At 60.9% G+C, this 25,182-nt stretch carries 23 protein-coding genes and 2 pseudogenes; 10 read left to right on the top strand and 15 right to left on the bottom strand.

The genetic code is table 11. From position 1 onward, the window contains the following. Positions 1-4: 4 nt before the first annotated feature. The 4 genes and pseudogenes from M5B43_RS13530 to M5B43_RS13515 all read left to right on the top strand — a co-directional run bounded on the left by M5B43_RS13530 (position 5) and on the right by M5B43_RS13515 (position 2,045). The gene (locus tag M5B43_RS13530) at positions 5-397 is read left to right on the top strand and encodes a hypothetical protein (protein WP_248750580.1); all 393 of its coding nucleotides are present in this window, start codon (positions 5-7) and stop codon (positions 395-397) included. 308 nt (positions 398-705) lie between these two features. After that, the gene (gene phnN / locus M5B43_RS13525; RefSeq protein WP_248750579.1) at positions 706-1,278 is read left to right on the top strand and encodes a phosphonate metabolism protein/1,5-bisphosphokinase (PRPP-forming) PhnN; all 573 of its coding nucleotides are present in this window, start codon (positions 706-708) and stop codon (positions 1,276-1,278) included. 24 nt (positions 1,279-1,302) lie between these two features. Beyond that, positions 1,303-1,404, top strand: a pseudogene (locus M5B43_RS13520) (phosphonate metabolism protein PhnP); the annotation flags it as partial. 236 nt (positions 1,405-1,640) lie between these two features. Beyond that, entirely contained in the window at positions 1,641-2,045 is a 405-nt protein-coding gene (locus M5B43_RS13515) for a type II toxin-antitoxin system HicB family antitoxin (protein ID WP_248750578.1), read from the top strand. Here M5B43_RS13515 and M5B43_RS13510 read toward each other — a convergent pair. After that, the gene (locus tag M5B43_RS13510; RefSeq protein WP_248750577.1) at positions 2,042-3,238 is read right to left on the bottom strand and encodes an MFS transporter; all 1,197 of its coding nucleotides are present in this window, start codon (positions 3,236-3,238) and stop codon (positions 2,042-2,044) included. The genes M5B43_RS13515 and M5B43_RS13510 overlap by 4 nt on opposite strands. A gap of 178 nt (positions 3,239-3,416) precedes the next feature. Here M5B43_RS13510 and M5B43_RS13505 point away from each other — a divergent pair, with 178 nt between their 5' ends. Further along, positions 3,417-4,031 carry a DUF5666 domain-containing protein gene (locus M5B43_RS13505; protein ID WP_248750576.1) on the top strand — a complete coding sequence of 205 codons (615 nt, stop codon included), beginning with the start codon at positions 3,417-3,419 and terminating at the stop codon, positions 4,029-4,031. A gap of 363 nt (positions 4,032-4,394) precedes the next feature. On the opposite strand, the gene M5B43_RS13500 is transcribed toward M5B43_RS13505, so the two are convergent. The 8 genes from M5B43_RS13500 to gcl form a co-directional block, all read right to left on the bottom strand. After that, positions 4,395-5,399: a sulfate ABC transporter substrate-binding protein gene (locus M5B43_RS13500; protein WP_248750575.1), complete on the bottom strand. Its 1,005-nt coding sequence runs from the start codon at positions 5,397-5,399 to the stop codon at positions 4,395-4,397. Positions 5,400-5,496: 97 nt separating this feature from the next. Then, a complete protein-coding gene (locus M5B43_RS13495) occupies positions 5,497-6,318 on the bottom strand; it encodes an ion transporter (RefSeq protein WP_248750574.1) in 822 nt (273 codons plus the stop codon). A 31-nt stretch (positions 6,319-6,349) separates the two neighbouring features. Further along, positions 6,350-7,225 carry an urea transporter gene (locus M5B43_RS13490; RefSeq protein WP_248750573.1) on the bottom strand — a complete coding sequence of 292 codons (876 nt, stop codon included), beginning with the start codon at positions 7,223-7,225 and terminating at the stop codon, positions 6,350-6,352. Between the two features lie 123 nt (positions 7,226-7,348). Further along, complete coding sequence (gene pyk / locus M5B43_RS13485) at positions 7,349-8,764, bottom strand: pyruvate kinase (protein ID WP_248750572.1); 1,416 nt, start codon at positions 8,762-8,764, stop codon at positions 7,349-7,351. Continuing rightward, positions 8,754-10,034: a glycerate kinase gene (locus M5B43_RS13480; RefSeq protein ID WP_248750571.1), complete on the bottom strand. Its 1,281-nt coding sequence runs from the start codon at positions 10,032-10,034 to the stop codon at positions 8,754-8,756. Before M5B43_RS13480 ends, pyk begins: the two co-directional genes overlap by 11 nt. A 180-nt stretch (positions 10,035-10,214) precedes the next feature. Then, complete coding sequence (locus M5B43_RS13475) at positions 10,215-11,105, bottom strand: 2-hydroxy-3-oxopropionate reductase (protein WP_248750570.1); 891 nt, start codon at positions 11,103-11,105, stop codon at positions 10,215-10,217. A gap of 145 nt (positions 11,106-11,250) precedes the next feature. Next, on the bottom strand, positions 11,251-12,033 hold the full coding sequence (hyi, locus tag M5B43_RS13470; protein ID WP_248750569.1) for a hydroxypyruvate isomerase: 783 nt from the start codon (positions 12,031-12,033) through the stop codon (positions 11,251-11,253). Between the two features lie 10 nt (positions 12,034-12,043). Next, complete coding sequence (gene gcl, locus M5B43_RS13465; RefSeq protein ID WP_248750568.1) at positions 12,044-13,819, bottom strand: glyoxylate carboligase; 1,776 nt, start codon at positions 13,817-13,819, stop codon at positions 12,044-12,046. Between the two features lie 256 nt (positions 13,820-14,075). On the opposite strand from gcl, the gene M5B43_RS13460 reads away from it, so the two are divergent. Beyond that, positions 14,076-14,516, top strand: coding sequence for a heme-binding protein (locus M5B43_RS13460; protein WP_248750567.1), 441 nt, complete (start codon positions 14,076-14,078; stop codon positions 14,514-14,516). 127 nt (positions 14,517-14,643) lie between these two features. Here M5B43_RS13460 and M5B43_RS13455 read toward each other — a convergent pair whose 3' ends face one another. Together M5B43_RS13455 and M5B43_RS13450 are read right to left on the bottom strand one after the other, a co-directional pair. Then, entirely contained in the window at positions 14,644-15,102 is a 459-nt protein-coding gene (locus M5B43_RS13455) for a transposase (protein WP_248750566.1), read from the bottom strand. A gap of 208 nt (positions 15,103-15,310) precedes the next feature. Continuing rightward, the gene (locus M5B43_RS13450) at positions 15,311-15,916 is read right to left on the bottom strand and encodes a TetR/AcrR family transcriptional regulator (protein ID WP_248750565.1); all 606 of its coding nucleotides are present in this window, start codon (positions 15,914-15,916) and stop codon (positions 15,311-15,313) included. Positions 15,917-16,175: 259 nt separating this feature from the next. Here M5B43_RS13450 and M5B43_RS13445 point away from each other — a divergent pair. Continuing rightward, positions 16,176-16,436 (top strand): annotated as a pseudogene (locus M5B43_RS13445) (hypothetical protein); the annotation flags it as partial. Here the strand turns inward: M5B43_RS13445 and M5B43_RS13440 are convergent. Next, a complete protein-coding gene (locus M5B43_RS13440) occupies positions 16,388-17,224 on the bottom strand; it encodes a glycosyltransferase (protein WP_248750595.1) in 837 nt (278 codons plus the stop codon). The pseudogene M5B43_RS13445 and the gene M5B43_RS13440 sit on opposite strands and share 49 nt — an antisense overlap. 326 nt (positions 17,225-17,550) lie before the next feature. On the opposite strand from M5B43_RS13440, the gene M5B43_RS13435 reads away from it, so the two are divergent. Continuing rightward, positions 17,551-19,560 (top strand): FUSC family protein, encoded by a 2,010-nt coding sequence (locus M5B43_RS13435; protein ID WP_248750564.1) that lies wholly within the window; start codon positions 17,551-17,553, stop codon positions 19,558-19,560. Positions 19,561-19,588: 28 nt separating this feature from the next. Here M5B43_RS13435 and M5B43_RS13430 read toward each other — a convergent pair whose 3' ends face one another. Continuing rightward, a complete protein-coding gene (locus tag M5B43_RS13430) occupies positions 19,589-20,377 on the bottom strand; it encodes a VacJ family lipoprotein (protein WP_248750563.1) in 789 nt (262 codons plus the stop codon). Continuing rightward, entirely contained in the window at positions 20,370-21,668 is a 1,299-nt protein-coding gene (locus M5B43_RS13425) for a serine/threonine protein kinase (RefSeq protein ID WP_248750562.1), read from the bottom strand. Before M5B43_RS13425 ends, M5B43_RS13430 begins: the two co-directional genes overlap by 8 nt. A gap of 234 nt (positions 21,669-21,902) precedes the next feature. Here M5B43_RS13425 and M5B43_RS13420 point away from each other — a divergent pair, with 234 nt between their 5' ends. Beyond that, entirely contained in the window at positions 21,903-22,271 is a 369-nt protein-coding gene (locus M5B43_RS13420; protein WP_248750561.1) for a hypothetical protein, read from the top strand. Between the two features lie 63 nt (positions 22,272-22,334). On the opposite strand, the gene M5B43_RS13415 is transcribed toward M5B43_RS13420, so the two are convergent. Further along, positions 22,335-23,888 carry a glycosyl hydrolase family 17 protein gene (locus M5B43_RS13415; RefSeq protein ID WP_248750560.1) on the bottom strand — a complete coding sequence of 518 codons (1,554 nt, stop codon included), beginning with the start codon at positions 23,886-23,888 and terminating at the stop codon, positions 22,335-22,337. A 332-nt stretch (positions 23,889-24,220) separates the two neighbouring features. Here M5B43_RS13415 and M5B43_RS13410 point away from each other — a divergent pair, with 332 nt between their 5' ends. Further along, positions 24,221-25,072, top strand: coding sequence for a glycine betaine ABC transporter substrate-binding protein (locus tag M5B43_RS13410; RefSeq protein WP_248750559.1), 852 nt, complete (start codon positions 24,221-24,223; stop codon positions 25,070-25,072). Positions 25,073-25,182: the final 110 nt, after the last annotated feature.

Raw genomic sequence — 25,182 nt, 5'->3', positions numbered from 1 at the left:
GCTTATGACCGCACTTGCACGTATCACCCTGCTCAGCCTGGTATTGGGCCTGAGCGCTTGTGCGGTCCATCGACCTACCGCGCCCACCGGCCCGACGATTCCACCGTCAGGCCCCTCGAGCCACCCCAGCTCCAAACCCTCCGGCCCGGTCACCCCGTCGCCCAAGCCAGCGCCGAGTTCGTCACCGACCTTCGCCCCGCCCCCGGGCGCCGCCAGCCACTGGGACGGCAGGATGCAGGTGTATGTGCTGGACGACCAGCCCGACACCTTCTACCGCCAGCGCACCTACTACCGCTGGAGCAACGGCTGGAGCCGCGCCATCAGCCCTAACGGGCCGTGGGAAGACACCGACGTGCACGGCGTGCCGCCGGGGTTGAGCAAGCAGTACGCGCAATGACAAAAGGCGACCTTCGCATTCGGGTCGCCTTTTTCTTGGCATTTGAAACGCACTCTTCAAACACTGTGGCACAAATGTGGGAGGGGGCATTCGGGCTTGCCCCCGATGGCCATAGGTATCTACACAACTTGTGAAGGCAGTCATATTCCCCCGCGCGGTGACTGGCACCTGAATATGAAAGTCTTGATAGGCACGTTGAACCGGGTGCGTGGCGGGTCGCTCTCGGGTAATGTGGCCGCCGACCTGGCTTGCTGGTACACACGCCAGGTGTTGCAACAAGGCTTGAGACAAGCGAAGAGGGTGTTTTGATGGCGGGCAGGTTGATCTATCTCATCGGGCCATCGGGTTCGGGCAAGGACAGCCTGCTGGACGCCGCACGCCCGCGCTTGGCAGAGCGCGGCTGCCGCATCGTACGCCGGGTCATCACGCGGTCGGCGGAAGCGGTGGGCGAGGCGGCGCAGGGTGTGAGCCCGGAACAGTTCGCCCAGATGGACGCGCAGGGGGCGTTTGCCCTCAGTTGGCACGCCAATGGGTTGTCCTATGGCATTCCCAAGGCCATCGACGACTGGCTGGCGGCGGGGGACGACGTGTTGGTCAACGGCTCCCGTGCACACCTGGCGCAAACCCGCGAGCGCTATCCGGATGTGCTGGTGCTGTTATTGACGGTTGATCAAGCGGTGTTGCGCCAGCGCCTGATCGCTCGGGGGCGTGAGTCCCTGGCGGATATCGAGAAGCGCCTGGCGCGCAATGCACGGTTCACCGCCGAGCTGATTGCGGGCCATGGCGAGGGCTTGTTCGTGCTGGAAAACTCCGGGCCCTTGGCGCATACCGTCGAGCGCTTGTTGTGTTGCCTGGACCACGGGCACACGACGTGCGCCTGACGCTGCTCGGCACCGATGACGCACGTGTTGACCCACGTGGGACACACGCTTGATGCATGGTTGCTGGCGCATCGCCGCGAATTACCACGACACGTCAGCGTAGGCTGGGACAATCGCGTTCTCTAGCGGCCGGCGCACAAGCAAGGTGCAAGTTCCCAACATTCGGTAAAACAGCCGCCAGTCCGAACGAGGTATTTTGTGCTTGAGTAAATATAACCCTAGGGTTACTTTTATTCAGGCCAAAGCCAAGGAGGCTCGGGTGCAAAGCAGGTTATTGATCAAGGAGCTGCAAGAGGCGGGCTGGGCACCGTTAGAAGCATCAGGAAACGCGCCGGCCTGTTTCAGTTTTAAGGAGAGCATGCATGCAATACCCAATCTGTATCGAATGGGGCGATGACTTTACCGCCACCGGTATCCAGATCCCTGATATTCCAGGTGCCGTCACCGCCGGGGATAGTTTCGAAGAGGCTTACAACGCCGTCGTAGAAGTGGCCCACATCCTGTTGCAGGAGATCGCCGCAGAGGGTGGGCCCATTCCGATGCCCACTTCGGTGGCCAATCATCATGGTCATGAAGACTACGCCGGAATGGGGTGGGGGATGTTGGAGCTGGACATCTCGCCTTATCTTGGCAAGACCGAGAAGGTCAATGTGACCTTGCCCGGTTATGTCATCCAACGCATCGATCGCTATGTGCGCGAGCACAAGGTCAAAAGCCGCTCGTCATTTCTGGCGGACGCGGCTCTGGAGAAGTTGGTGCGCTCCTAGGCGGTTGCGACCACTACCTGGCGCGACGCACTCAGGAAGCGCAGCAGCGCCACCAGTGGGAAGGCGCTGCCCACCAGCATCACGCCCAGCCAGCCACCGTGCTCGTACACGCTGCTGGCAATCGCCGAGCCGAACGCACCGCCGACGAAGATGCTGGTCATGTACAGCGCGTTGAGGCGGCTGCGGCTGTTGGCATCGAGGGCGTAGATGGCACGTTGGCCGAGGACCATGTTCATCTGCACGCAGAAGTCCAGCACCACACCGGTCACCGCCAGGCCGATCACGCTGTACAGCGGATGCACAAACGCCGGCAGGAAGCTCAATACCGCAAACACCATGGCCAGCAACGAAGCACGGTGGGTGTGCCCGGCATCCGCCAGGCGCCCGGCGATGGGCGCTGCGATCGCGCCGATGGCGCCGACCAGGGCAAAGATCGCGATCTGGGTCTGGCTCAGGCCATGGTTGCGCACCAGCTCCAGCGGGGCGGCGGTCCAGAACAGGCTGAAGGTGGCGAACATGCAGCCCTGGTAGAACGCACGTTGGCGCAGCAGCGGTTGTTCACGCAGCAGGGTGCCCAGGGAGCGCAGCAGTTGGCCATAGCTCGCACTGTGGTCGGGCTGGCGCTTGGGGATGGTCAGCAGCAGGACCACGCTGATAAACGCCATCAGCGCGGCGGCAGCCATGAACATCGCGCGCCAGCCGAAGTGGTCAGCCACCACGCTGGAGACCGGCCGTGCCAGCAGGATGCCCAGCAGCAGGCCACCCATGATGCTGCCGACCACCCGGCCACGGGATTCGGCCGGCGCCAGGTGTGCGGCCAGCGGGATCAGGATCTGTACCGAGACCGAGCTGAAGCCGATCAGCAATGACACCAGCAGGAACAGGTTGGGTTGCTCGGTGAACGCCGCGCCCAATAGGCTGGCGATGGCCACCACGGTGGTGGCGATCATCAGCTTGCGGTTTTCCAGCAGGTCGCCCAGGGGCACCAGGAAGAACAGGCCGAGGGCATAACCGATTTGCGTCAGGGACACGATCAGGCTGGCCATCGCCGGCGTCAGGCCGATGTCGGGTGCGATCAGTTCGATGATCGGTTGCGCGTAGTAGATATTGGCGACGATGGCGCCGCAGCAGAACGCAAACAGCATCACCATCCCACGGGTCATGGTGCTTGTGGCGTTTGAGGTAGCGTTCATGGTGTTCTCATAAAGGCGAAGGAAGATGGCGAGCGAGAGTAAAGGCAAGGCCGGGTGGGCAGTAGGCGGTTTGTGGTGATAACACTCATGCCTGGGATTAATGACTGAAACGTTAAGGTTTGGGGCGAATGGCAATGATACATTCAGACACAACTGCTGAAACAGGAAATCCACCGTCATGAAGATCACGTTGAACAAGATGCTCCTGGCTTCAACCCTCGCCGCGGCCATGGCCGTGGGACTGGCCCATGCCGCCGAGGCCCCACGGGTCGGCGTACGTGGCGCGATCACCGCGATCAATGGTGACGCCATGCAGGTCAAGGTCAACAGCGGCGAAGACGTCACCGTGCACTTGACCCAGGCCACCCAAGTACGCGCCGTGACCCTGGCCAAGATCGATGAGATCAAGCCTGGCAGCTACATCGGCTCTGCCGCGATGCCCAATGCCGACGGCACCCTGACGGCCCTGGAAGTCCACGTGTTCCCACCAGCCATGGCCGGCACAGGCGACGGGCACCGTGCATTCGATTTGAAAGAAGGCAGCAGCATGACCAACGGCACCGTCGGCGACCTGGTGGTCAGCCACGGACGTACCCTGACCGTGAAATACAAAGGTGGGGAGCAGAAGATCGTGGTGCCGGACGATGTGCCGATCGTCAACCTGGAGCCAGGCGATCGCAGCTTGCTCAAACCGGGGGTGAAGGTCGTGTTGTTTGCCGCAAAGGGCACGGATGGGACGATCACGGCCCAGGCCATCTCAGCCGGCAAAGATGGCGTGACACCGCCGATGTAACTGGCTGGCAGAGAGCCCAATGTGGGGCTTGCTCCCGATGGCGGTGTTCCAGTCAGCAGATGCTTAGCCGACAGACCGCAATCGGGGGCAAGCCCTAATGCCTGTCAGTTAAGAAGGAACACTATCACTGTGGCGAGCGGGCTTGTTGTGGCGAGCGGGCTTGTCCCGCGTTGGGCTGCGTAGCAGCCCCAAAAGCTATCTGCGCGGAGTATCGGATACACCGCATTCGTCCTTCTTTGGGGGCGCTCCGCGCCCCAACGCGGGACAAGCCCGCTCGCCACAGGTTACCGGTTGCTCGTTCTAGCGCTTAACTGACTGGCATTGGGGCAAGCCCCTCCCACATTTTTTACCGCGTTTGTTCAGTTATTGGCCGCTGTAGATCTGGTCAAACACCCCACCATCATTGAAGTGGGTCTTCTGCACGGTGCGCCAGTCACCAAAGGTCTTCTCCACCGACAGGAAGTCGACTTTCGGGAACCGGTCGGTGTACTTGGCCAGCACTTTCGGATCACGTGGGCGCAAGTAGTTGTTGGCCGCGATTTCCTGACCTTCCGGCGACCACAGGTACTTCAAGTAGTCCTCGGCGGCGGCGCGGGTGCCTTTCTTCTCGACCACTTTATCGACCACCGACACCGGTGGCTCGGCTTCGGCAGAAACGCTTGGGTAGATCACTTCGAACTGATCACGGCCGAATTCACGGGCAATCATTTCCGCTTCGTTTTCAAAGGTCACCAGCACGTCGCCGATCTGGTTGGTCATGAAGGTGGTGGTGGCTGCACGGCCACCGGTATCCAGTACCGGCGCTTGTTTGAAGAGCTTGCCGACAAAGGTCTTGGCCTTCTCTTCATCACCGCCGTTCTTGAGCACATAACCCCAGGCCGACAGGTAGGTGTAGCGGCCGTTACCGGAGGTTTTCGGGTTAGGCACGATCACCTGCACGCCATCCTTGAGCAGGTCCGGCCAGTCTTTCAGGGCTTTGGGGTTGCCTTTGCGCACAATGAAAACGGTGGCCGAGGTGAACGGCGCGCTGTTGTTCGGCAGGCGGGTGACCCAGTTGTCCGGCACCAGTTTGCCGTTGTCGACCAGGGCGTTGATGTCGGTGGCCATGTTCATGGTGATCACGTCAGCCGGCAGGCCGTCGATCACCGAGCGTGCTTGCTTGCTGGAGCCGCCGAAGGACATCTGCAAGGTCAGCTTGTCGTTCGGGTGCTCGGCCTCCCAGTGCTTTTGGAAGGCAGCGTTGTAGTCCTTGTAGAAATCGCGCATCACGTCGTAGGAGACGTTGAGCAGGGTGACCGGGGCGGCTTGGACGGCGCCGGCCAGGGCCAGGCCGGCGGCGAATAAAGAGGCGCTGAGGATTTTTTTCACTGCTCATTCCTTGTTGTTCGAGAGACGGGGAGAAGGCCATTTGCCAGCGACTATAGCCGGGGGGGCATAGCCGCTTAAAGATTAAAAAGAACTTTGCTTATTCCACTTTCTTAAAAAGTGCACTGCCGCATCGAGAGCAGAATGCCGCACTGGATTCGTGGGTGTTTTTCTTGCACACCGGGCAGTCGTGTTGCAGTTGTTCACCGCGCATGGCATTGGCCAATTCCGCCGTGAAGATCCCCGTGGGTACGGCGATGATCGAATAACCGGTGATCATCACCAGCGACGAAATCACCTGGCCCAGCGGCGTCTTCGGCACGATATCGCCAAAGCCCACGGTGGTCAGGGTCACAATGGCCCAGTAGATCCCTTTGGGAATACTGGTAAACCCATGCTCCGGGCCTTCAATTACATACATCAAGGTGCCGAACACCGTCACCAGGGTGCACACGCTCAGCAGGAACACCACGATCTTCTGCTTGCTGCCCTGCAGCGCCGACATCAGGTAGTTGGCTTGCTTGAGGTACGGCCCCAGCTTGAGCACACGGAAGATGCGCAGCATGCGGATGATGCGGATGATCAGCAGGTATTGGGCGTCGCTGTAATACAGGGCGAGGATGCCGGGCACGATGGCCAGCAGGTCCACCAAGCCATAAAAGCTGAACGCATAACGCAGTGGCTTGGGCGAGCAATACAGGCGCAGCCCGTACTCGATGGCGAAGATGATCGTAAAGCCCCACTCGATATAGGCCAGTACATCGGCGTAGTTGTCGTGCACCTCCTGGATGCTGTCGAGGATCACGATCACCAGGCTTGCGAGGATGATCAAAAGTAGGGTGCTGTCGAAGCGTCGGCCGGCCACGGTGTTGCTCTGGAACACCATTACATACAGTCGTTGACGCCAGTTATTGCTGTCCATGGAAGTCGCCTGAATCGAATATCGAGCAAGCCTAGGGGGATTCGAAGGGGCTGTCCATGTGGGGTTTCTGAAGGACTCGGTGGCCGGCGCGCACCAGCCAGCAGGCGAGGATAAACGGTGCGGTCAGCGCAGGCAGGTGCAGGGCCGCGAAGCCGGGCGTGAGCACAATGGCCAGGAGGATGCCGAGCAGCGGTAGCCAGGGTTGGCGACGTGTCTGGCTCAGGGCCACGGCTGCCAACGCCGGGTTATAGCTGTGCAGGCCGAGCAGTGCGCTGCTCGGTTCATCCAGCAGCAAGGCGGCCAGCATGCCGAGGGTGGCACCGATCAAGGCCCATAACGCGGCGCGGCGGTTGGCCAGCCACAGGCCCAGTGCAATCAACGCGCCGGCCAGCGGCTGCTCCAGCAGCATGATTTGCCCCAGGCCGGTAAAGGGAGCGGCCAGCACGGAGACGGTATTGGGTTCGATCGGCACAAGCGTGCTTGCAGGTACGGTGCCGATCAGCAACCAGCCCAGGCCGACAAAGGGCGCGGTGTAGGCGGGCAGGTCATTGGGCTGGGAGCTGTGTTTCAACCATTGCCGGGTGAGGATCGCACTCAGGCCGCCGCACGCCAGGATCAGTGGCGGCAGCAGCGCCGACCAGGTGAAGTGCTGGCTGATCAACAACCCCAGGAGTACGCCGTTGTAGCTGTAAAGACCGGCCTGCCGCTCGGCCTTGGGATACCCACGGCGTTGAGCCGTGAGCAACCCTGCGACGCCCCCCAACAGCGCCCCGCCAAGCCAGGCCGGGGCACCGATCAGGATGGCCAGCAGGCACAGCAGGCCGCACAGCGGGTGTCGCTGGAGGAAGATCTGGCTGAAGCCATTGAGCAGGGCTTCAGCCCAGTCGGGGCAGGAATGGTTGTGCATTTTTAGTCAGTCAGTGGGGCCGAGTTGTCCCTATCGGGAGCAAGCTCCTCCCTTGGGTGCACATAGGTGTGCATGCAGTCCAATGTGGGAGGGGGCTTGCCCCCGAAGGGGCCCTTGCAGGCGCTAAATCAACGTCTCAATACGCAACGAGTTCGTCGACCCCGGCTGCCCGAACGGTACCCCTGCGGTAATCACCAACGTATCCCCGCGCTGTGCCATGCCCTGGGCCTGGGCAATCTCCAACGCGGTGGAGCACACCTCATCCACCTGGCGCAGCCGATCATTGACCACCGAGTGCACGCCCCACGCCACGCTCAAGCGCCGAGCGGTAGACAGGTTCGGGGTGAGGTTGAGGATCGGCGCCACCGGCCGTTCCCGTGCCGCGCGCAAGCTGGAACTGCCCGACTCGCTGTAGTTCACCAGCACCGCCACCGGCAGGATGCTACTGATACGCCGGATCGCACAGCTGATGGCGTCCGACACCGTGGCCTCCGCCCTGGGGCGGCTGACGTCCAGTTGCGTCTGGTAATCCGGGCCGTTTTCCACCTGGCGAATGATCTTGCTCATCATCTGCACGGCCTCCAGCGGGTACTCGCCCGAGGCGGTTTCCGCCGACAGCATCACCGCATCCGCGCCTTCGGCCACCGCATTGGCCACATCCGTGACTTCGGCGCGGGTCGGTGCCGGGGAGAAACGCATGGACTCCAACATCTGCGTGGCCACTACCACCGGCTTACCCAAATGGCGGCAGGTGCTGATGATGTCTTTCTGGATTTGCGGCACGCTTTCGGCCGGCACTTCCACACCTAGATCCCCTCTGGCCACCATGATCGCGTCGCTGAGTTCGGCGATTTCCTGCAAGCGCTGCACGGCCGAGGGTTTCTCGATCTTGGCCATCAGGAAAGCCCGGTCGCCGATCAACTCTCGTGCTTCGCGGATATCTTCCGGGCGCTGTACAAATGACAGTGCCACCCAGTCCACACCCAGTTCCAGGCCGAAGCTCAGGTCACGCCGATCCTTGGCGGTCAGCGGGCTGAGCTCGAGCAAGGCTTGCGGCACATTCACACCTTTGCGGTCGGACAACTCACCGCCATTGAGCACGGTGGTGTCGATAGCGTCGGCGTGCTTGGTGATGACCCGCAGGCGCAGCTTGCCGTCATCCAGCAGCAGATCCATGCCCGGCTCCAACGCCGCGATGATTTCCGGGTGGGGCAGGTTGACCCGGCGCTGGTCGCCGGGGGTCGGGTCCAGGTCCAGGCGCAACGCCTGGCCGCGCACCAGTTGTACCTTGCCCTCGGCAAAACGCCCGACCCGCAGTTTCGGCCCTTGCAAGTCCATGAGAATACCCAGCGGGTAATTCAGCTGGCGCTCCACCTGGCGAATCCACTGGTAGCGCTGTGCATGATCAGCGTGATCACCGTGGCTGAAGTTGAGGCGAAAGATATTCACCCCGGCTTCCACCAGCTCGCGGATGTCGTCGATACCGTCGGTGGCCGGGCCCAGGGTGGCGAGGATTTTGACCTTCTTGTCAGGCGTCATGTTTGGCAGTCTCAAGAATCAGGATGGCGCGCAAGTCATTGACGTTGGTGCGGGTCGGCTCGGTGACGATCAGGTCGTCGAGCGCGGCGAAATAGCCGTAGCCATTGTTGTTGTCCAGCTCGTCGCTGGCCGACAGGCCCAGGGCTTCGGCGCGGACGTAGCTGGTGGGGGTCATGAGCGCGCCGGCATTGTCTTCCGAGCCGTCGATGCCGTCGGTGTCACCGGCCAGGGCGTACACGCCGGGCAGCCCTTTGAGGCTGTCGGTGAGGCTTAGCAGGAATTCGGCATTGCGCCCGCCACGGCCATCGCCGCGTACGGTGACGGTGGTTTCACCGCCGGACAGGATCACGCACGGCGCCGCCAAGGGCTGGCCGTGCTGCACGATTTGCCGGGCGATACCGGCGTGCACCTTGGCCACCTCCCGCGCTTCACCTTCCAGGTCGCCGAGGATCAACGGGCTGAACCCGGCCTGGCGCACTTTCACGGCCACCGCTTCCAGGGACTGCTGTGGTCGCGCGATCAACTGGAAGTGGCTGCGGGCGAGGACCGGGTCGCCGGGTTTGACGGTTTCCGAGGCCGGGTCCTGCAACCAGCTGCGTACCGAGGCGGGTGCATCGATGTGGTAGCGCTTGAGGATTGCCAGGGCCTGTTGCGAGGTGCTCGGGTCGCCGACGGTCGGGCCGGAGGCGATCACTGTGGCCTGGTCGCCTGGCACGTCGGAGATGGCGTAGGTGTACACCGTCGCCGGCCATGCGGCTTTCGCCAGCCGGCCACCCTTGATGGCCGAGAGGTGTTTGCGCACGCAATTCATCTCGCCAATGGTGGCGCCGGATTTGAGCAAGGCTTTGTTGATGGCTTGTTTGTCCGCCAGGCTGATGCCTGCGGCGGGCAGGGCGAGCAACGCGGAGCCCCCACCGGAGAGCAGGAAGATCACGCGGTCGGCTTCGGTCAGGTTGCTGATCAGCGCCAGCACACGCTTGGCCACCGCCAGGCCCGCTGCATCGGGCACCGGGTGGGCAGCCTCGACCACTTCGATTTTCTTGCAGGGCGCGCCGTGGCCGTAGCGGGTGACGACCAGGCCGCTGACTTCGCCCTGCCAGCAATTTTCGACGACCAAGGCCATGGCAGCCGCGGCTTTGCCGGCGCCGATCACGATCACGCGACCGCTGCGGTCGGTGGGCAGATAAGGTTCAAGGACTTGCCGGGGATGGGCGGCGTCGATGGCTGTGGCAAACAGCTCGCGAAGCAGGTGTTGCGGATCGACCGACATAAGCGGGCTCCCGGAGATTTTTTGTTATTAGAGGTGCTTCAATTTCAGGCTTGAAATGCAATCAAATGTGGGAGGGGGCTTGCTCCCGATAGCAGTCTTTCATTCAACATTTTTGTCTACTGGTACACCGCTTTCGGGAGCAAGCCCCCTCCCACATTCGATCGCATTTCAGATCAAGATTTACTTCTCGCGAATCGAGAAATTCGCCATATGCTCCAGGCCCTTGATCAGCGCCGAGTGGTCCCAGTTGCCGCCACCAATCGCCGTGCAGGTGCTGAACACCTGTTGCGTGCCAGCAGTGTTCGGCAGGTTGATCCCCAGCTCCTTGGCACCGGCCAGGGCCAGGTTCAGGTCCTTTTGGTGCAGGTTGATACGGAAGCCTGGATCGAAGGTGCCCTTGATCATGCGTTCGCCGTGGACTTCCAGGATCTTCGACGAGGCAAAGCCGCCCATCAGCGCTTCACGCACCTTGGCCGGGTCGGCGCCGTTCTTGGCGGCGAACAGCAGCGCTTCGGCCACCGCCTGGATGTTCAGCGCGACGATGATCTGATTCGCCACCTTGGCGGTCTGGCCATCGCCATTGCCGCCTACCAGGGTGATATTTTTGCCCATGGCCTGGAACAGCGGCAGTGCGCGTTCAAACGTCTGCGGCTCGCCACCGACCATGATGCTCAACGTACCGGCTTTGGCACCGACTTCACCGCCGGACACCGGCGCATCCAGGTACTGCGCGCCGGTGGCATTGATCTTCGCCGCGAACGCCTTGGTGGCGGTGGGGGAGATCGAGCTCATGTCGATCACCACCTTGTTCGGCGACAGGCCCGCCGCAACGCCGTCGGCGCGGAACAGCACGTCATCGACCTGCGGGGTGTCGGGCACCATTACGATGATGAACTCGGCTTCCTGGGCGACCTGCTGCGGGTTGGCCAGAGCCACGGCGCCAGCGGCGACCAGCTCGGAGGGGGCCTTGCCGTGGTGCTCGGAGAGAAACAGTTGATGACCGGCTTTCTGCAGGTTCGCGGCCATGGGTTGGCCCATGATGCCGGTGCCGATAAATCCGATTTTAGCCATGATGAAAATCCTCTTTTTATTGCACAACCGGCTCAATGTGGGAGGGGGCTTGCCCCCGATAGCGGTGTGTCAGGCGAACTTGTACTGACTGACCTGACGTCATCGGGGGCAAGCCCCCTCCCACATGGGTATTGTGTTGTGTCAGTTAGATCGCGTTGTGAGATTTGAGCCAGCCAAGGCCCGCTTCGGTGGTGGTCAACGGCTTGTACTCACAGCCGACCCAACCCGTGTAGCCGATGCGGTCCAAATGCTCGAACAGGAACCGATAGTTTATCTCCCCCGTCCCCGGCTCATTGCGCCCGGGGTTGTCGGCCAACTGGATGTGGTTGATCTCACCCAAGTGCGTCGCCATGGTGCGGGCCAGGTCGCCCTCCATGATTTGCATGTGGTAGATGTCGTACTGCAGGAACAGGTTGTCACTGCCCACTTGTTCACGAATCGACAGGGCTTGGGCGGTGTTGTTGAGATAGAAACCCGGGATGTCGCGGGTATTGATCATCTCCATCACCAGTTTGATGCCCGCCGCCTGTAGCTTGTCGGCGGCGTACTTGAGGTTGGCGACGAAGGTTTTTTCCACGGTTTCGTCATCCACACCGGCAGGCCGAATGCCCGCCAGGCAGTTGATCTGGGTATTGCCCAGCACCTGGGCGTAGGCGATCGCCAGTTTGACGCCAGCGCGGAATTCTTCGACCCGGTCGGGGTGGCAGGCCAGGCCGCGCTCGCCCTGGGCCCAGTCACCGGCCGGCAGGTTGAACAGCACTTGGGTCAGGCCATGGGCGTCGAGTTGTGCCTTGATTTCAGCGGAGCTGAACTCATACGGGAACAGGTACTCGACCCCTTCGAAGCCCGCGTCGGCGGCGGCTTTAAAGCGAGCAAGGAAATCCTGTTCGGTAAACAGCATGGACAGGTTGGCAGCAAAGCGCGGCATAAGGTTCTCCTTAATCGAGCAGGGAAATGGCAGTCGGCGCATCGTTGCCGACCAGGGCCAGATCTTCGAATTCATTGACGGCGTTGATCTCGGTGCCCATGGAAATATTGGTCACGCGCTCCAGAATAATCTCAACGATCACCGGGACCTTGAACTCTTCGATCATGGCCTCGGCCTTGCGCAAGGCGGGCGCGATCTGGCCTGGCTCGAACACTCGCAGGGCCTTGCAACCCAGGCCCTCGGCGACGGCGACGTGGTCCACGCCATAACCGTTGAGTTCCGGTGCATTGAGGTTGTCGAAGGACAACTGCACGCAGTAGTCCATTTCGAAACCACGCTGGGCCTGGCGGATCAGCCCCAGGTAGGAGTTGTTCACCACGACGTGGATATACGGCAGCTTGAACTGCGCGCCCACCGCCAACTCTTCGATCATGAACTGGAAGTCATAATCGCCGGACAGCGCCACCACTTTGCGGCTTGGGTCGGCCTTGACCACGCCGAGTGCGGCGGGAATGGTCCAGCCCAACGGGCCGGCCTGGCCGCAGTTGATCCAGTGCCGTGGCTTGTACACATGCAGGAACTGCGCGCCGGCAATCTGCGACAGGCCGATGGTGCTGACATAGCAGGTGTCTTTGCCGAACACCTGGTTCATCTCTTCGTACACCCGTTGCGGCTTGACCGGCACGTTGTCGAAGTGGGTCTTGCGGTGCAGGGTGGCTTTGCGCTGTTGGCAGTCATGCAGCCAGGCGCTGCGGTCCTTGAGCTTGCCGGCGGCTTTCCACTCGCGGGCGACTTCAATGAACATCGTCAGTGCGGAACCGGCGTCGGAAACGATGCCCAGGTCCGGGGTGAAGACGCGGCCGATCTGCGTCGGCTCGATGTCGACGTGAATGAACTTGCGCCCTTCGGTATAGACCTCCACCGAGCCGGTATGACGGTTGGCCCAGCGGTTGCCGATACCCAGCACGACGTCCGACTTGAGCATCGTCGCGTTGCCATAACGGTGCGAGGTTTGCAGGCCGACCATACCCACCATCAGCGGGTGATCGTCGGGGATGGTGCCCCAGCCCATCAGGGTCGGGATCACGGGAATGCCGGTCAACTCGGCGAACTCCACCAGCAACTCGCTGGCGTCGGCATTGATCACACCACCACCACTCACCAGCAGTGGGCGTTCGGCCTGGTCCAGCAGCGCCAAGGCTTTCTCGACCTGGACGCGCGTGGCCAATGGCTTGGCCAGGGGCAGCGGCTGGTAGGCGTCGATGTCGAATTCGATCTCGGCCATCTGCACGTCGAACGGCAAGTCGATCAGCACCGGGCCTGGGCGACCGGAGCGCATTTCGTAGAAGGCTTTCTGGAAGGCATACGGCACCTGGCCGGGTTCCAGGACCGTGGTTGCCCACTTGGTTACTGGCTTGACGATGCTGGTGATGTCGACGGCCTGGAAGTCTTCCTTATGCATCCGGGCGCGCGGGGCCTGGCCGGTGATGCACAGGATCGGGATCGAGTCCGCCGAGGCGCTGTACAGGCCGGTGACCATGTCGGTGCCCGCCGGGCCCGAGGTGCCGATGCACACGCCGATATTGCCGGCCTTGGTGCGGGTGTAGCCCTCGGCCATGTGCGAGGCGCCTTCAACGTGGCGAGCAAGGACGTGATCGATGCCACCGACCTTCTGCAAGGCCGAATACAGCGGGTTGATCGCGGCGCCCGGGATACCGAAGGCGGTATCTACGCCTTCACGACGCATCACCAGAACGGCGGCTTCGATTGCTCTCATTTTGCTCATGGTTTTGGTGCCTCTTGCGTTTTGTAATTGTATACAAGTGGTGTCTGTCCAAAGTGTATTCACGGCGGACTGCGCAGGTCAATGCATTTTATAAACTGGCCTACGCGTTCGTCGGAACGGCTTTTTTCGACGTATGGAGACTTTGTTAGAAAATATTGTATACAAAAACAAATGTCATTGTGTTCTATTTGTTTGATCGAGCATCTGATCAAACAGACCTCCACCGCATTTCCCATAACAAAATGAGGACGGCACCATGAGCGCTTTAACCTTGAAACTTGCCACCCAGCTGGCCAGCCAGGCTCTCACCGCAGGGCGCACCATTTGCGCGGCACCGCTGACCATTGCGGTGCTCGACAGCGGCGGGCATTTGATCACCCTGCAACGGGAAGACGGCGCCAGCCTGCTGCGCCCGCAAATCGCCATCGGCAAAGCCTGGGGCGCGATTGCCTTGGGCAAGGGCTCACGCTTGTTGGCGCTGGACGCGCAGCAGCGCCCGGCGTTTATCGCGGCATTGAACAGCCTGGGGCAGGGTAGCGTGGTGCCGGCGCCGGGTGGCGTGTTGATTCGAAATCAGCAGGGCGTGGTGCTGGGGGCGATAGGGATCAGCGGGGATACGTCGGATATTGACGAACAGTGCGCGATTACGGCGATCGAGGGGGTGGGGTTGTTGGCGGATGCGGGGGTGTCGGCTTGATTCTTGGGTGACTGGTCGGGCCTCTTCGCGAGCAAGCCCGCTCCCACACTTGACTGCATTCCAAAGTTGAAACTCGGTCAAATGTGGGAGCGGGCTTGCTCGCGAAAGGGGCAACTCGGTCTCTGCTTTAAACCCAAATCGCATCCCACAACGGATAGTCGCCAATTCGCTCCACCAAGCCCGCTCGCAAAGGATTGGCCACTACATACCGAGCCATTTTCACCAAGTCGTCTTCTTTTCGCAGCGCCCGGTCATGAAAACTGGATTGCCAAAGACGGCCTTTACGGCCGGTGGCACCGTTCACGCTTCGAGTACTTTTGGATTTCACTTGGCACATCAAATCGCCCAGTGAGCCCTTTTGTAGCTCGACCAACCAGTGGAAGTGGTCGGGCATCACTACCCAGGCCAAGGAGTTCGCCAGCCCTTGATATTGGGCAAGCCTGAATTGCCAAACCACCAAGCGGCCTAAATGAAAGTTACTGAATATTGGCACACGTTCGTGGGTGTTGGTGGTGATCAGATAGATACGATTGGGCTCGCTGAACCGTCCGATTCGCAGGCGGTGTGAGATCGCTAAAACAGGCATTCCATGGCCTCTCTTCAGTGGGAGTTCTGAGAGGCTAGATCTGGGTGGTTGATGCTGATGGGCGGGCTTTTGGCTGGATGTGTCAGGGAGTGTGCTTTCGCGAGCAAGCCCGCTCCCACAGTGGTTTTGCGGTGTTTATACATTGTGTGTCTGGTACAAGCCCTGTGGGAGCGGGCTTGCTCGCGAATGGCACAGGCACCTCGGTCTCTCAGTCCGGCTCACACCCCTTGAGCACCAGCCGAATAATCGTCTGCGCCGCCGCTTCATAATCCGCCTCATCCAGCTTGGCCTTGCCGGTCACCGCCGAGATCTGCCAGTCGAAATCCGCATAGGTCTGTGTCGCCGCCCAGATGCTGAACATCAGGTGATTGGGGTCAATCGCCGCGATCAGGCCGCGATCCACCCAGCTCTGGATGCAATCGATATTGTGCTTGGCCTGGGCGTTGAGCTGCTCGATCTGTTCAGGGCTCAGGTGTGGAGCGCCGTGCATGATTTCGCTGGCGAACACCTTGGAGGCAAACGGCAGGTCGCGGGAGATACGAATTTTCGAGCGGATGTAGTTACGCAGCACCACTGCGGGTTCGCCGTCCGGGTTGAACGGCGTAGAGGCCGCCAGGATCGGCTCGATAATGCTCTCGAGCACCTCGCGGTAGAGGTTGTCCTTGGACTTGAAGTAGTAATAGACGTTGGGCTTGGGCAGCCCGGCCTTGGCGGCAATGTCGCTGGTTTTGGTCGCGGCGAAGCCCTTGTCGGCAAACTCCTCGCTCGCCGCCCGCAGGATCTTTTCTTTGTTGCGCTCGCGAATGGTGCTCATAAACCCAGTTGTTCCTTGCCAAGACTGGCGGTCGGGCATGGTAGCACCGGCTTTGCGCAGCGCTCAAGAATCTCGCCGCAACCCTTGCACTCCGGGCGTTACAGCTGACTTTGTCTGTCTTGATGCTGAACGCATTCGCAGTGGTACAGGCAGACGTGGATCGCGCTGCTAGAGTTCAGGTCAGTGATGGGGTGCAAAGCCGCATCGCGTCATCCTGATTTCGGCTTTCGTGAGTGAGAAACCGTGGAGAAAAGCAGACGACAATTTGCAGGCCCAGGCCGATGCTTTCCAGCAGGTTTACCAGCGCAACCAGCAACTGTTCGGTAGCCAGGAGGCGCAATTGCGCGCCGGGACTGTCAGCCAAGAGGCGGTGTTGACCCAGCAGTTGGTGTTGTTGCAGGCCGAACAGAACTTGCGCGATACCCAGGGGCAGTTGAGCCAGGGGAGCCTCCCTGCAGCAATCCGCCTTCGTCATGCCTGTTTTAATGATCCCAGCGTGGGTTTTGCACCCACAGCATGAACCGCTAATGGTCTTTCCTCGGTCAGCTGATTGTACATTTTGACTCTTCGATGGTCGGTCGAATAACCGCCCATGGCCGACACCGTTCCGCTTTGAATATGATCCAGGTAGCGGAACATCTTGCGCGGTGATAAAAGCCCGATCTTGTAATTGAGGGCGGTCATTCTATCTTGCAGTTCATAGCCTGGGTTGCGCCCATCCATTTGAAAATGGAAGCCATGACGTTTGATCAGGCGTGCATTCCATAACGTACAAAAGCTCTTTAAGTGAGTTTCTCTATAGGGCTTCGGTGCCCGCGCGTTGACACCCAATGCAAGCAGGCTGCGACGGGTGTAGTGCTTGAAAAACCGTGATGTCACGCGCCAGGCAGAGCGAATGAAGCCTCGATCGAGTTGCTCCACACATCCAACGGCGGCGACGTCGCGTTGGGCGGTGCACTGGCTGATCATGAGGGCGAAAATATCAGGGTCATAAATGAACGTGTCCGTATGCAATAGAAATATGTACTCGGTTTCAACCTTGCCCAGTGCAAGATCAAGCGCACGGCCATGGGCAATATTCCCCGCTTCACGGCGTTCAGGTTTACGCTCAATCAGGTTGATCCAGTTCACTGTACGCAGGTAGTCAGTGCTGGCATCCCCAGAGTTATTGTCGACGACAAAGACAGGTGGGTTTTCGCCCTGCAAGGCGTCCCTCAGAAAAGCCAGGCAGGTCTTGGTAAGTTCAAGAGATTTATAGTTAACCAACACAATGCTATAGGTCGATTTTGCCGCCTGCTGTCCTGTCATCATCTGGTACCTCGATTGCCGGTTGCGTGAACTGGCCGATAGCGTGAAAAAATTGTTCCGATTTCTGGAGCCGCGGCGAGTGCTGAAAGGTGTTGAGTGGCGTTGTTAGCAGCACCCGGGTTTTGGCTATTCTGTGCGCGGCCACCTTTCGCTGTTTTCCCCGGTGTTTAAACTTTTTGACAGGTTTGCTTCCAGGCTGGGGACGTGGCCCTGACCTATCGTCGGGGCGCGGGGACGGTCAGGATGCGGAGAGAATTGCGGATTGGCATTCGCCGGGAATATAGATACGATGCTAATCATTAGCTTGCTATCTATGTGCGCACTGAATGAAGCTTTCCACGGTTCAACTCCCTGATTTCTGGCAAGCCACCCTGGCGCCCTCGCGTGCTGATCTGCTGTTTGCCTTGCGCAACATGATCGCCGGCGGGGTCGCCTTGTATTTGGCCTTTGGCTTGGACTTGCAGCAGCCGCAATGGGCCCTGACCACGGTGTTTATCGTCGGGCAGTCCACCAGCGGCATGGTCCTGGCCAAGGGCGCTTACCGGTTGCTAGGCACCTTTGTCGGCGCGGTGGCTTCGGTCGTGATGATCGGCTTTTTCGGCCAGGCGCCTTTGCTGTTCCTGCTGTGCATGGCGCTGTGGCTAGCGTTCTGCACCACCGGGGCGTCGCTGCTGCGTAATCACGCGTCCTATGGCTTTGTGCTGGCGGGCTACACCACGGCAATTATTGCGTTACCGGCGACAGCGGCACCGCTGGGTGTGTTCGATGAGGCGGTGGCGCGCTGCCAGGAAATCAGCTTGGGGATCATCTGCGCCTCCATCGCCAGCACCCTCTTATGGCCGCGCCGGATTGAGCACACATTGGCCGCTCAAGGCCGGGCGGCCTGGCAGGCCGGCCTGCGCGCCGCCGCGTCAGAGCTGCTGGGGAGCGATCAGCGCAAAGGCTTGCTCGACGCGCTGGGCCGTCTGGTCGCGGTGGACGCCCAGCGCGACCATGCCTGGTTTGAGGGCCCCAAGGGGCGGCGTCGCTCCCAGGCGTTACGGGTGCTCAGTCGAGATTTGCTGGGCCTGTTGCGCACAGCGCGCGGTGTAGCCCGTCAACGAATGATGTTGGAAGAGACGACCCTTGTTGCGCCTTGGGTGGACGAAGTGGCGGCCGTGTTGCAGCAGGAGCGGCACACGGAGTTGCCCGAACTGTCACGTCGCCTCAGGCTGGCGTTGGACGATCCGCGCTTGAACCCGCAGGTGCACTTTTGTCTGGCGCAGTTGGCTCAGGTCCTGCATTTGATTGACCTGGGCGAACTGACCCTGGCAGCCGTCGAAGCGGGCAGGGTGCCACCCGGTGCGCCAGGGGCCATGTCCTGGCATCGGGATATCGAGCAGGGTGTCCTCGGTGGGTTGCGCAGCGCCTTGGCTTTCCTGGCTGTCGCTGCGTTCTGGATGTTTACCGCCTGGCCCTCGGGGCTGGGCGCAGTATCAATCTGTGGCGTGGTATTGAGCTTGTTTGCTGCGCGGGAAAACCCTTCGGCGTCCAGTCTTAATTTTCTCAAAGGCATTGCGCTCTCGATCCCGGTGGCCGGTGTTGTGCGCTTTGCCTTGTTACCCGGTTTTGATGCGTTCCCACTGCTATGTGTGGCATTGGGCGTGCCGCTGTTTTTCGCTTCGTTGTGCATGCGCCGGGTCAAACTGGCAGCCACCGCGTCTGCGTTTTGCATCTTCTTCGTCAACAATGTAGGACCCAGCAATCTGATGAGTTATGACATCGCCGCCTTTCTGAACAAGGCCATCGCGACCCTGGTGGGCGTCGGGATTGCAGTGCTGGTGTTTCGGCTGATCCAGCTTAACCCGGGCGAGCATCACTATCGGCGGATGTTCAAGGCATCGTTGTTCGACTTGGCGCAACTGACGTCTCGCCCTTTGGAGCAGGCCGAAAGCTGGTTTGGCGGGCGGATGGCGGATCGTTTGATTCGTCTGTCCCGCTACAGCCAAGCGTTGCCTGCTGATCGTCGCACCCATTGGGACAACGGTTTGCTGGGGCTGGACCTGGGCGATGAGTTGCTGGAATTGCGCGCGAGCTTGTCGCGTAGCGAGGGTTCGCTGGCGAGTATGCGTGATGGTTATCTACGGCAGTTGGCGGCGGCGCTCAGGCACGCTGGGCCGAGCAGTACAAATGCGACGTTGCTGGATGCACCCAGTGCTGAACTGCTGGAGGCACTTGAGCGGCCACTGGCGCTGGCGGAGCAGGACCGGGAAATGGCCAGGGCGGCGGTGTTGCAACTGCGGTTTACCTGGCGCACGTGGTGCCTGAGGGGCACCGATTTGAACGTTGGGGCGTAGGAGCCGGCGAGCCGGCTCCTCAAGAGGGTCACTCGGCGATCTGCAACTTGCGCGATTCCGTATAGATGTAGCGCACCTTTTCATACTCGAAAGGTGAGTTCATCTGACCATAGCGGAAGCTGGTCTGGTAGCGCTTGTCGACTGCGCGCAGGGCCCAGATTTCCGGGTGGTTTTCGCTGACCTTGGAGACGTTGAGGAAGTTGATCTCGGTCTCGGCGCCGTAGTCGACGATCAGGCCGGTGGTGTCACGCAGGTTCGACGGACCGAAGATCGGCAGCACCAGATAGGCACCGCCGGGTACGCCATAGAAGCCCAGGGTCTGGCCGAAGTCTTCACTCTGGCGCGGCAGGCCCATGGCTGTGGCCGGGTCCCACAGGCCGGCGACACCGATGGTGGTGTTGAGCAGCAGGCGCCCGGTGGTTTCCAGGGAGCGATGGCCCTTGAGCTGCAGCAGGCTGTTCAACAGGTTGGGCACGTCACCCAGGTTATTGAAGAAGTTGCTCACGCCGGTGCGCAGGAAGCTCGGCGTGACGTAGCGGTAACCGTCGACCACCGGCAGGAACACCCATTGGTCGAACCGGTAGTTGAAGTGGTACACGCGGCGGTTCCACGACTCCAGCGGGTCATACACGTTGAGCGCCGTCAACGACGAGCGCTCGAACTCACGCTGGTCCAGGCCTGGGTTGAATTTGAGCTTGCTCAGCGGCTCCTTGAAGCCGTCGGCATCGATTTTGGTCGGTTCATGGGCCTTGCTGTTGTCGGCATTGGCGACGCCTGCGCACATCAGAGCGGCGAGCAGCAGAAGATATTTAGCCACGGAAGAACTCCAGCATGGCGTCGGCGTTGACGCGGTAATTGAGGTTGCCGCAGTGGCCGCCCAGCGGATAGACGGTCAAGCGATCGCCGAAGGTTTTACGCAAGAAGCCCAGGTCGCCAGGGCCGAGGATCACGTCGTCGGCGTTGTGCATCACGGCGATTTTCGGGCTGTCGTGCAGGTAGTCCTTGAGGGCGTACAGGCTGACTTGGTCGACCAGTTGCAGCAGGCTGCCGCCGTCGGAGCGGGCGCGCCACATCGGGATCACTTGTTCGGTGAGGTAGCAGTCGAAGTCGCATTGCAGCGCACGTTTGAGGAACGGCGTGAGGCTGGTGCCTTCGGTGATCGGGTATTTCGGTGGAATGATCAGGCCCCGGCGGTTGATCAGGTCCGAAGTGAAGGCGATGTCGGCCGCCGAGAAGCGGAACGAGGTGCCGATCAGCATGGCCATCTGTTCGTTGGAGAGGTGCTGCTTGGAGTTCTGGAAGTCGTAGAGCAGGGCGTCGTTGAGGTCGATGTAGCCCTTTTGCTGGAAATAGCGGGTCAGCTTGGCCAGCACCAGCTCATAGAACGTGGTGGTGTTGTTGATGCCCTTGACCTCGGTCTGTACCAGCTTGTCGAGGTTGGTGATCGAGGTGTAGAGGTTGACCGGCGGGTTGAGCAGCAGCACCTTCTTGAAGTTGAAACTGCGGCGGGTCTCATCCAGTTTGGCGACAAACGCCGCGTCCAGGGCACCGAGGCTATAGCCGGAGAGGTAGAAGTCGGTGACTGGCAGCGAGGCGTTCTGCGCGCGCACGGCTTGCATCACGCGGTACATGTCTTCGGCGTCTTCCTGGGTGATGCCCGGGGTAGCGAAGCGCGAGGCGGCGCTGATGAAGTCGAAGCTGGTGGGCGACGACAGTTGCACCACGTGGTAGCCGGCCTGGTAATAGAGTTTTTTCAGGTATTCGTTGATGCTGCTGTCAAAGCGTGCGCCGGTGCCCGCGATCAGGAAGATCAGCGGCGCGGCGCGGTCCTGCTTGGCGATGCGGTAGGTGAGCTTCTTCACCGCCCAGAAGTTGTCCGGCAGGCTGAATTCGCGCTCGGGGCGCATATTCAAGGTGTAGTCGGACTGGTTGATCTCGTCCTCGGTCGGCAATTTAGGCCGAAGGTCGGGCGGGGTGGTGGCGATGGTCGCTTCGAACGGGTTGGTCAAAGGGAAGCCATAGGTGGCTTGGTCGATGTCGACCGCCAGTGCTGACGCACTCAAAAAAAGGCTGCCCAGTAAGGCAGCACAGCGCAAGGAACGGAGCATGACTTAATCCCTAAGAGGAAACGTGCTGAATGAAGTTCGCAGGCTATGACCACCGCGTTGCCACCGAAGTGCCAGCTTTCGGCACGAAAAGTCGGAAAAAACGGCGGAGTCGAGGTAATAGTACCCAGACGATACACTTTGCGACGCTTTGGTGAATAGATATCTGCGCGTGCATCTTGCTAACGCTGGCCGTGGGATTAAGCTGAGCGCCGTTTTTGCCTATCGGAGTGCCCCATGTCCCGTCGTTTGCCGCTTGTCCTGCTGCTTATTGCCCTGCCGTTATGGCTGGCCGCCAGTTATGGTGCCCGTTACGGCTTCATGGAGGATGGGCAATGGGTCGGCATCTGTGTCGATGAGGCCAGCCGCTGGGAGTGCCAACTGCGTTCGAACCTCGGCTTGCTGATTCACTTCAAGGTGATGGGCTGGGCGGCGCTGGTGACTTCGGTCCTGGGGTTTTTTGTACCCGGGCGTGCGGGCTGGGCGTTGGCTGTGCTGGGGATGGTGTTCGGGTTGCCGGCGCTGGCGTTGTACAACACCACGTTTGCGGTGTTTGCGGTGGTGATTGCCGGGTTGCGGTTGGTCAGGAAGCCGCGGGGCGCCTGATCGGGCCCCATCGGGCAAGCCAGCTCCCACATTGTGGGAGCTGGCTTGCCTGCGATAGCAGTCCTAAGCCTTGCGCACCCGTAAGCAACGCCACAGGGCTGCGACCATGAGCAGGCTGACCAGCGCCCAACCCCACGCCTGCTGGTTCAACAACCCTTCACGGTATAACTGCGGCGCAATGCCGGCCCCGATGATAAAGGTCAGCAGTGCGATTTCCCGACGCGGCCCGCTCACCGGGCGCGCCAGATACACCAGGGCCGGCAGTACCAACGCCGCGCTTGGGAAGCTGCGATAGCGTGGGTCAAACACCAGCGCCAACATCATCACGGCCCCCGCAAACCCTGCGATTGCCACCAGCCAGCCTGCACGTTGCTCCAGCCAGTTGAACGCACGCTCGCGCCAACCGTCGCGGGCACTGAGGGCCAGGGCGGCGTGACTCAGTACCAGCAGGTTCAGCACCACCAGCAAACCGGCCCACACCCACTCATCGTTGAAGCGTGCAGTCACACGGGTCAGTTCCGCCCAGGTGCCGATCGAGCAGGCCGCCACTGCACCCAGCAGTGGCAGCAGCATGGCCGAGCGCGTGCTGCGCACGCGGCCGCCCAGCGCCAGGGTGCCGAGCAGGATGATTCCGCCCACGCCCAGCCACAGTGGCCAGTACGGCACATTGGTCACGGGGCCGGCGAGGATGCCCTTGTCCTGGCGATCTGCATCAAAGAGGCCCCAATAACCGCCGACCGCACCTTCACTGGCGCGCTTCCAGGGTTGGTCAAAGGCTTCGATCAGGTTGTAGTGCCAGCCATTGGCTTCGGCCATGGCGACAAAACCACGCATGAACTTGGCCTCGTTGACGCGGCTCGGCACGGCGGTTTCGCGTTGGCGACCTTCGCTGGGCCAGCCGGTCTCGCCGATCAGTATGTCCTTGGGCGCGAACTGGTTGCCGAAGGTCTGGCGTACATCCCCGACGTGCTTGAGCGCTTGGTCTATACCGGAGGGGTCATCTTCCCAGTACGGCAGCAGGTGAATGGTCAGGAAGTCGACTGCCGGGGCGATTTCCGGGTGTTTCAACCAGAACTCCCAGACATCGGCATAGGTAACCGGCTGCTTGATATGGCTTTTGACTTTATGGATCAGGGTCACCAGTTGCTTGGCGGTGACTTCCTTGCGCAGCAGCGCTTCGTTGCCGACGATCACCGAAGTGACCACGTCCGGGTTGGCATTGGCCGAGGCGATCAGTTGGTCGACTTCTTTTTCGGTGGACACCGGGTCGCTGCTGACCCAGGCGCCGATCATCAGCTTCAAGCCATGCTTGCGCGCCAGGTCGGGCAGGGCTTCCAGGCCGGTCATGGAGTAGGTGCGGATGCATTCAAAGCGGGTGGCCAGCAAGGCCAGGTCGGCGTCCATGCGTTCGGGGCGCAGCTTGAACGGCTGGTCGAAGGGGGATTGGTCCTTGTCGAACGGCGTGTAGGACGCACATTGCATTTTGTGGCTGGCGCTGGCGACGTCCGGCAACACCACCGGCCGGCCGAGGCCGTACCAATAGCCGACAAGGGCCAGCAGGCCGAGGATCAGGGCGAAGAAATAGGGCAGGGCAGGGAAGCGGGCATTCGCGGGCATGGTCGGCTTATCTGGAAGAGCAAAGGCGCGCATCTTACCCGGATTTTCCCCGTCCCAGTGGGGCTGCATAATCTTGACATGCAAAGTCCGGGCGGGATTTTGGCGCCAAGTCCTACAAATCGTCCTACTGGCGTTGTGATGTCGTTTCTTGCTTACCCAAGGTCGTAGCCAGAGCAGGTCCCGGGCCCCGGCAGGTTGATGATCGAAGTGTCAGCACTCCACTGGCGGCGGATCACTGTGATCGAGGCGCGTGAAGGGGGCGCGGTGCACCACATAAGAACAGGTTGACGTCGCTCGGCATCCGTCGGGCGCAGCACTTTCGGGGAAGTACGATGAAGATGCGACGACTCTTGGGCGCAGTTGCCACTCTGGTAGTTGCGATGAGCTCCACACTGGCCAGCGCCGACAGCAAAACCCTGAGCATCGGTTACGTGGACGGTTGGTCCGACAGCGTTGCCACCACCCATGTGGCGGCCGAGGTGATCAAGGAGAAACTCGGTTATGACGTGAAACTGCAGGCGGTTGCCACCGGGATCATGTGGCAAGGCGTGGCCACCGGCAAGCTCGACGCCATGCTCTCTGCCTGGCTGCCCGTGACCCACGGTGAATACTGGGCCAAGAACAAGGACAAGGTGGTCGACTACGGCCCCAACTTCAAGGATGCGAAGATCGGCCTGATCGTGCCGGAGTACGTCAAGGCCAAGTCCATCGAAGACCTCAAGACCGACACCACCTTCAAGAACAAGATCGTGGGTATCGACGCCGGTTCAGGGGTGATGCTCAAGACCGACGAAGCGATCAAAGCCTATGGCCTGGACTATAAGCTGCAAGCCAGTTCGGGCGCCGCCATGATCGCGGAACTGACCCGCGCCGAAGACAAGCAGGAGTCCATCGCGGTTACCGGTTGGGTGCCACACTGGATGTTCGCCAAGTGGAAACTGCGTTTCCTGGATGACCCAAAAGGGGTTTATGGCGCTGCTGAAACCGTCAACAGCATCGGCAGCAAGGGCTTGGAGAAGAAAGCGCCGGAAGTCGCTGCCTTCCTGAAGAAATTCCAGTGGGCTTCCAAGGATGAAATCGGTGAAGTCATGCTCGCGATCCAAGAGGGCGCCAAGCCTGAAGCTGCGGCCAAGGACTGGGTTGCCAAGCACCCTGAACGCGTAGCCGAATGGACCGCTAAATAATCCCTCTCCCGTTGATGCAACCCCCTGTGGGAGGGGGCTTGCTCCCGATAGCGGTGTGTCAGTCGCTAGTGGTCTGACGCGTCCACCGCACTCGGGGCAAGCGCCCACCC

The organism is Pseudomonas sp. MWU15-20650, assembly GCF_023242475.1.
Taxonomy (GTDB): Bacteria; Pseudomonadota; Gammaproteobacteria; order Pseudomonadales; family Pseudomonadaceae; genus Aquipseudomonas.
The sequence above is the reverse complement of the archived record's forward strand: the minus strand, read 5'-3'. Positions and strand labels throughout refer to the sequence as shown.

What these genes read in the sequence shown, in the direction of transcription:
- M5B43_RS13530 (WP_248750580.1), top strand. Translation starts at nt 5, where the DNA reads ATGACCGCACTTGCACGTATCACCCTGCTCAGCCTGGTATTGGGCCTG.
- phnN (WP_248750579.1), top strand. Translation starts at nt 706, where the DNA reads ATGGCGGGCAGGTTGATCTATCTCATCGGGCCATCGGGTTCGGGCAAG.
- M5B43_RS13515 (WP_248750578.1), top strand. Translation starts at nt 1,641, where the DNA reads ATGCAATACCCAATCTGTATCGAATGGGGCGATGACTTTACCGCCACC.
- M5B43_RS13510 (WP_248750577.1), bottom strand. Translation starts at nt 3,238, where the DNA reads ATGAACGCTACCTCAAACGCCACAAGCACCATGACCCGTGGGATGGTG.
- M5B43_RS13505 (WP_248750576.1), top strand. Translation starts at nt 3,417, where the DNA reads ATGAAGATCACGTTGAACAAGATGCTCCTGGCTTCAACCCTCGCCGCG.
- M5B43_RS13495 (WP_248750574.1), bottom strand. Translation starts at nt 6,318, where the DNA reads ATGGACAGCAATAACTGGCGTCAACGACTGTATGTAATGGTGTTCCAG.
- M5B43_RS13490 (WP_248750573.1), bottom strand. Translation starts at nt 7,225, where the DNA reads ATGCACAACCATTCCTGCCCCGACTGGGCTGAAGCCCTGCTCAATGGC.
- pyk (WP_248750572.1), bottom strand. Translation starts at nt 8,764, where the DNA reads ATGACGCCTGACAAGAAGGTCAAAATCCTCGCCACCCTGGGCCCGGCC.
- M5B43_RS13480 (WP_248750571.1), bottom strand. Translation starts at nt 10,034, where the DNA reads ATGTCGGTCGATCCGCAACACCTGCTTCGCGAGCTGTTTGCCACAGCC.
- M5B43_RS13475 (WP_248750570.1), bottom strand. Translation starts at nt 11,105, where the DNA reads ATGGCTAAAATCGGATTTATCGGCACCGGCATCATGGGCCAACCCATG.
- hyi (WP_248750569.1), bottom strand. Translation starts at nt 12,033, where the DNA reads ATGCCGCGCTTTGCTGCCAACCTGTCCATGCTGTTTACCGAACAGGAT.
- gcl (WP_248750568.1), bottom strand. Translation starts at nt 13,819, where the DNA reads ATGAGCAAAATGAGAGCAATCGAAGCCGCCGTTCTGGTGATGCGTCGT.
- M5B43_RS13460 (WP_248750567.1), top strand. Translation starts at nt 14,076, where the DNA reads ATGAGCGCTTTAACCTTGAAACTTGCCACCCAGCTGGCCAGCCAGGCT.
- M5B43_RS13455 (WP_248750566.1), bottom strand. Translation starts at nt 15,102, where the DNA reads ATGCCTGTTTTAGCGATCTCACACCGCCTGCGAATCGGACGGTTCAGC.
- M5B43_RS13450 (WP_248750565.1), bottom strand. Translation starts at nt 15,916, where the DNA reads ATGAGCACCATTCGCGAGCGCAACAAAGAAAAGATCCTGCGGGCGGCG.
- M5B43_RS13440 (WP_248750595.1), bottom strand. Translation starts at nt 17,224, where the DNA reads ATGACAGGACAGCAGGCGGCAAAATCGACCTATAGCATTGTGTTGGTT.
- M5B43_RS13435 (WP_248750564.1), top strand. Translation starts at nt 17,551, where the DNA reads ATGAAGCTTTCCACGGTTCAACTCCCTGATTTCTGGCAAGCCACCCTG.
- M5B43_RS13425 (WP_248750562.1), bottom strand. Translation starts at nt 21,668, where the DNA reads ATGCTCCGTTCCTTGCGCTGTGCTGCCTTACTGGGCAGCCTTTTTTTG.
- M5B43_RS13420 (WP_248750561.1), top strand. Translation starts at nt 21,903, where the DNA reads ATGTCCCGTCGTTTGCCGCTTGTCCTGCTGCTTATTGCCCTGCCGTTA.
- M5B43_RS13415 (WP_248750560.1), bottom strand. Translation starts at nt 23,888, where the DNA reads ATGCCCGCGAATGCCCGCTTCCCTGCCCTGCCCTATTTCTTCGCCCTG.
- M5B43_RS13410 (WP_248750559.1), top strand. Translation starts at nt 24,221, where the DNA reads ATGAAGATGCGACGACTCTTGGGCGCAGTTGCCACTCTGGTAGTTGCG.